Annotated in this window: 3 protein-coding genes; all 3 read left to right on the top strand. The window is 68.3% G+C overall.

What is annotated here, in order from left to right; genetic code table 11:
• The first annotated feature begins 330 nt into the window (after nt 1-330).
• The 3 genes from ACWCO3_RS31250 to ACWCO3_RS31240 are packed head-to-tail and all read left to right on the top strand — an operon-like array spanning nt 331 to nt 4784.
• Nucleotides 331-1791: a family 43 glycosylhydrolase gene (locus ACWCO3_RS31250; RefSeq protein ID WP_450013475.1), complete on the top strand. Its 1461-nt coding sequence runs from the start codon at nt 331-333 to the stop codon at nt 1789-1791.
• A gap of 36 nt (nt 1792-1827) precedes the next feature.
• Nucleotides 1828-3267: a glycoside hydrolase family 43 protein gene (locus ACWCO3_RS31245; protein WP_145780138.1), complete on the top strand. Its 1440-nt coding sequence runs from the start codon at nt 1828-1830 to the stop codon at nt 3265-3267.
• Nucleotides 3268-3296: 29 nt separating this feature from the next.
• A complete protein-coding gene (locus tag ACWCO3_RS31240) occupies nt 3297-4784 on the top strand; it encodes an RICIN domain-containing protein (RefSeq protein WP_145780139.1) in 1488 nt (495 codons plus the stop codon).
• Nucleotides 4785-5122 lie beyond the last annotated feature (338 nt).

Genomic DNA, 5122 nt, shown 5'->3' with positions numbered 1-5122 from the left:
CGAATCGATTCGACCCGACGCTAGATCACGCAGTGAAGTATGTCAATGTTGTGTCCGGCGGGTTGCGGACCCGGTGCCCAGGGGTGGGCGGGCAGGGCTCGTCCGGGCGGCAGGGGTGCGGACGCCTGGTTCCTTGACACTCATCGATGCTATCGCTAACACTGTCCGCAACGCGACGTTAACGAGCAGAAAACATCTGCACGGCCACCTGTGGCTAGCACGCCCCGACCGGAAATCCCCGCCCCTCGCAGCCGGAAAAGCCCACGTACCGCAAGGGTTGATCTTGTTAACGCTAACATAGATGGCCTTCCAGAACGGAGGATCCGGATCATGGTCGCATGGCGAAGCCCGGCGTCGTCGGTCACCGGCAGGCCCTCGTACCGGGTCAACGGCGTTGGCACCGTCCGGATCCTCGTGCTCTCCGCCGTGGCTGCTGCCGCCTTCGTGGTGGCGGCCGGCGAACCGGCCCATGCCGCCACGCTGTCCACCGGCGCGCGCTCGCTGGAGGCGGTCAATCAGGCCGGACGGTACGTGCGGCACATGGACTACCTGGGCCGGCTCGACCCGGTGACCTCCAGCAGTGCCAACCAGATCAAGCTGGATGCCACCTTCACAGTGGTCAATGGCCTCGCGTCGCCCAAGTGCTACTCGTTCCAGACCAGGGCCGGCATGTTCCTCCGGCACCGCGACTACCGACTCCGGGTCGACCCCAACACCGGTGATGCGACGTTCCGGGCCGACGCGACCTTCTGCGCGGTGGACGGCTCGGTCTCCGGATCGGTGGCGCTCACCTCGTACAACTATCCGGACCGGCGAATCCGGCACCGCGACTTCGCCCTCTGGCTCGACGCCTACCAGGACACCGCCGCGTACCGGGCGGACAGCTCGTTCCGCCTCGCCGCGCCGTGGGCCCCCAGGACCACCAAGGGGCCGGTGATCCCGGGCCTCTTCGCCGACCCGCACCTCGCGATGTTCAACGGCCGCTACTACCTGTACCCGACCACCGACGGGTACGCGAGCTGGGCCGGCACCTACTACAAGGCGTTCTCCTCCGCCGACCTGGTCAACTGGACCGACCACGGTGTGATCCTCGATCACGGCCCGGACGTCACCTGGGCGGACAACTCGGCCTGGGCACCGGCGGTCGCGGGTGCCAACGGCCGCTACTACCTCTACTTCAGCGGGGGCGCGGCCAGCGGCAACACCGCCAAACACCTCGGCGTGGCCGTCGCCGACAGCCCGGTCGGGCCGTTCCGCGACGCGCTCGGGCGGCCGCTGGTCCGCAGCGACCAGTTCTCCGGCGGGCAGGCGATCGACCCGATGGTCTTCACCGACGACGACGGGCAGTCCTACCTCTACTGGGGTCAGGGCGTCGCACGGGCGGTACGACTCAACGCCGACATGGTCTCCTTCGACCCGGCCCAGGCGAGGGTGATCACGCCATCCGGCTACAACGAGGCCCCGTTCGTGTTCAAGCGCAACGGCCTCTACTACTTCATGTGGTCCGAGAACGACACGCGCAGCGAGGACTACCGCGTCGCGTACGCCACCGGCCCATCGCCTCTCGGGCCGTGGGCCAGTCGGGGCGTCGTGCTGCAGAAACGGCTGGAGGCCGGCATCAAGGGCACCGGCCACCACTCGGTGGTCCGAGCACCCAACACCGACACCTGGCACATCGCCTACCACCGGTTCGCGGTGCCCGCCGGCAACGGCACCAACCGCGAGACCGCCGTCGACCGGATGGAGTTCAACGCCGACGGCACCATCCGCCCCGTGGTACCGACTCTCTAGCCGATTCGTACGCCCCTGCGCGAAGGAGATTGACCCATGTCGAGAGTCCTCTCCCGGCTCTGTGCGGTAGTGGTCACCGCGTGCCTGCTGTTCACCACCTGGTCGGCGGCGACACCGAAGCCCGCGGCCGCGCTCGACCCGACCGTCGGATACCTGATGGCGCACTTCACCGGTGAATCGTCGACCGACCAGCAGATCTACCTCGCGCACAGCACCGACGGCCTTCGCTGGAACGACCTCAACAACGGCGGTCTCGTCCTGCGTTCCACAGTCGGCACCCGCGGCGTCCGGGACCCCGCACTGGTCCGCTCACCCGCTGGGGACCGGTACTGGATCATCGCCACGGACCTGTGCATCGGCTGCGGCCAGGACTGGTCAGCCGCCATCAACAACGGCAGCCGCAACCTCGTCGTGTGGGAGTCCACCGACCTGGTCAACTGGTCGGCGCCGTGGCTGCTGAACGTCGCCGGCGCGATCCCGGACGGACGCAACGCCTGGGCGCCGGAGGCGATCTGGAACCCGGCAACCGGCGACTACGTCCTCTACTGGGCGACGAACGTCCCCCTCAACGGGGCCACCAAGCACCGCATCTACTCCGCGCGTACCTCGAACTTCCGCAGCATCACCACGCCCCAGACGTACATCAACCGGCCCGGCAGCCAGGAGATCATCGACACCCAGATCGTCGAGGTACCGGCCGGCGTCGGCGCGTACCGCTACGTGCGGGCGTCCCGGGACGGTCAGATCACCATCGAGGGCAGCAACTCCATCCTCGGCACTTGGACCACCCTCGGCAACCTGTCCGGCATCGGGCTGACCGGCGCGCAGGTCGAGGGCCCGATGTGGATGCCGTTCAACGGCCGCAACGAGTGGGTGCTCTACCTGGACCAGTACTCCAGCGGGCGCGGCTACCTGCCCGTGCTGACCACCAACCCGTCGAGCCCGGGCGCCTACCGGCTGCCGGCCTCCGGCTCGTACACCATGGGTGGCACCAAGAAGCGGCACGGCTCGATCCTCAACCTGACCGCGGCCGAGCAGACGCGGGTGCTCAACCGCTGGCCCAACACCGCTGTCAACCGGATCCAGTCGTACAACTTCCAGGACCGGTACGTGCGGCACGCCGACTACGACGCGCGGATCGACCCGAATGTCAGCCCGGCCCAGGACGGGCAGTGGCGGCTCGTGCCCGGCCTCGCCGGCTCCGGAACGGTCTCCATCCAGTCGGTCAACTACCCGGGTCACTACCTGCGTCACTACGGGTTCGACTTCCGGCTGGAGGCCAACGACGGCTCCGCCACCTTCGCCGCCGACGCCACCTTCCGGCAGGTGGCCGGGCTGGCCAACTCGTCGTGGACGTCGTTCCAGTCCTACAGCCACCCGGACCGCCACATCCGGCACTACAGCTACCTGCTCCGGCTCGACGCGGTGACCGACGCGCAGAGCCGCGCCGACGCGACGTTCCGGGTGACCAGCTGACCCCGACCTCCGCACCGATTGGACATGTCATGACCCGAAGCACGCGGTCGCTGCGCCGGCCGCTGATCGCCCTGGTGGCCGCGCTGACAGCGATGGCCGGCGTCATCGTCGTCACGTCGTCGCCGGCGACCGCCGCCACCAACCAGTTCCGGGGTATGAACTGGGCGGTGCTGGGTGACAACTTCAGTACCGGCCCGCTCGTCGTGCAGGGCCTGAGCTCGTCGGACAGCAACGCGACGGTTCGGGCCAAGGCGAACGCCCTCTACGACGACATGGCCTCCACGATGGGAGTCAACACCGTCCGGCTGCCCATCAACACCCACACCGTGGGGACGGCCTGGTGGGAGGCCTACCGAGGCGCCATCGACGCGGCCACCGCGCGGGGCTTCAAGGTGATCCTGGCGTACTGGGAGGACGGCGCCGCCTCCGGCGGCAGGATCACCAACCTCGCCGCCTGGAACGCGATGTGGTCCACGGTGACCAACACGTACGGTGCGAACGCCAACGTCTACTTCGAGCCGATGAACGAGCCGCACGGCTACAGCTCGGCGGAGTGGCGCACCGTGGCGGCCAACTGGCTCAGCTACCACTACTCCGCGGTGCCCGGTCGGGTGCTCATCGGCGGCACCGGCTTCAGCCAGGACCTGCGGGACATCTGCAACGACACCCGCTTCAACTCCACGCTGCTCTCGTTCCACCACTACGCCTTCTTCTACGGCGCGATGACCTACGACGCCTTCCGCAGCCACATCCAGACCCGGCTCGGCAACTGCGCCTCACGGGCGGTCGCGACCGAGTTCGGCGCTCCCATGAACGACGGCCGCAACTACGCCGACGCGAACAGCACCGACAACTTCGTCCGCCACATCCGGGCCATGGCCCAGGTCATGCGCGACAACCAGATGGGCGGCACCTACTGGCCCGCCCTCGGCGGCAAGCCGGGCACCATCGGGTACGACTGGTACTCGATGTTCTCCCTCAGTGGCAGCGGCACCAGCCTCGACCTGAGCGTCCGCAACACCTCCGGCGCCGACCGGATCCGGTACGCGTGGGGCGACACCGTCGGGAGCGACCCCACGACGCCTCCACCGGCGACGGGGACGTTCTACCGGATCACCGTGCGGCACAGCGGCAAGGCCATGGACGTCCAGCAACCGAACACCGACAACGGCGCGCGTGTCGGCCAGTACACCTACGGCGGCAACGCGTGGCAGCAGTGGCAGTTCCAGGACGCCGGCAGCGGCTACTGGCGCATCGTCAGCCGGCACAGCGGCAGGTGCCTCGACGTGGCGAGCGCGTCGACCGCCGACGGCGCCGAGCTCATCCAGTACACCTGTGGCACCGGCACCAACCAGCAGTTCCAGATGGTCACCAACGGCAGCTACTTCCAGCTGCGCGCCCGACACAGCGGCAAGTGCGTGGACGTTCCGGCCGCGTCGACAGCCGATGGCGTGATCCTCAAGCAGTACACGTGCAATACCGGTGCCAACCAGCAGTGGTCGCGTACGGCCGTCTGACCGACGGCGAATCCCAGAGAGGGCCACCTCCACGTCCGCGGAGCCGACCAATGTCGACATCATCGATAACCGAGTACGGTTTCGGTGCCTGACACGTACGCGTGTCGACGGCACGTCTCCGGGGCGGGAACGGCCAGCCCGGTGGCGACGGACCGGAGGAGGGAGCGAGGGTGGCGCAGCGCAGAGCATTGGTGGTTCGGGGCGGGTGGGAGGGACACCAGCCGGTCAAGGCGACGGAGCTGTTCATCCCCTTCCTCGAGGCCAGCGGCTACGCCGTACGGGTCGAGGAGTCGACGGAGGTCTACGCCGACGCCGCCGAGATGGCCGACACCGACCTC

It is taken from the genome of Micromonospora sp. NPDC002411, from assembly GCF_053592955.1.
The sequence above is the reverse complement of the archived record's forward strand: the minus strand, read 5'-3'. Positions and strand labels throughout refer to the sequence as shown.

Coding starts and splice junctions, on each gene's coding strand:
- ACWCO3_RS31250 (WP_450013475.1), top strand. CDS start 331: ATGGTCGCATGGCGAAGCCCGGCGTCGTCGGTCACCGGCAGGCCCTCG.
- ACWCO3_RS31245 (WP_145780138.1), top strand. CDS start 1,828: ATGTCGAGAGTCCTCTCCCGGCTCTGTGCGGTAGTGGTCACCGCGTGC.
- ACWCO3_RS31240 (WP_145780139.1), top strand. CDS start 3,297: ATGACCCGAAGCACGCGGTCGCTGCGCCGGCCGCTGATCGCCCTGGTG.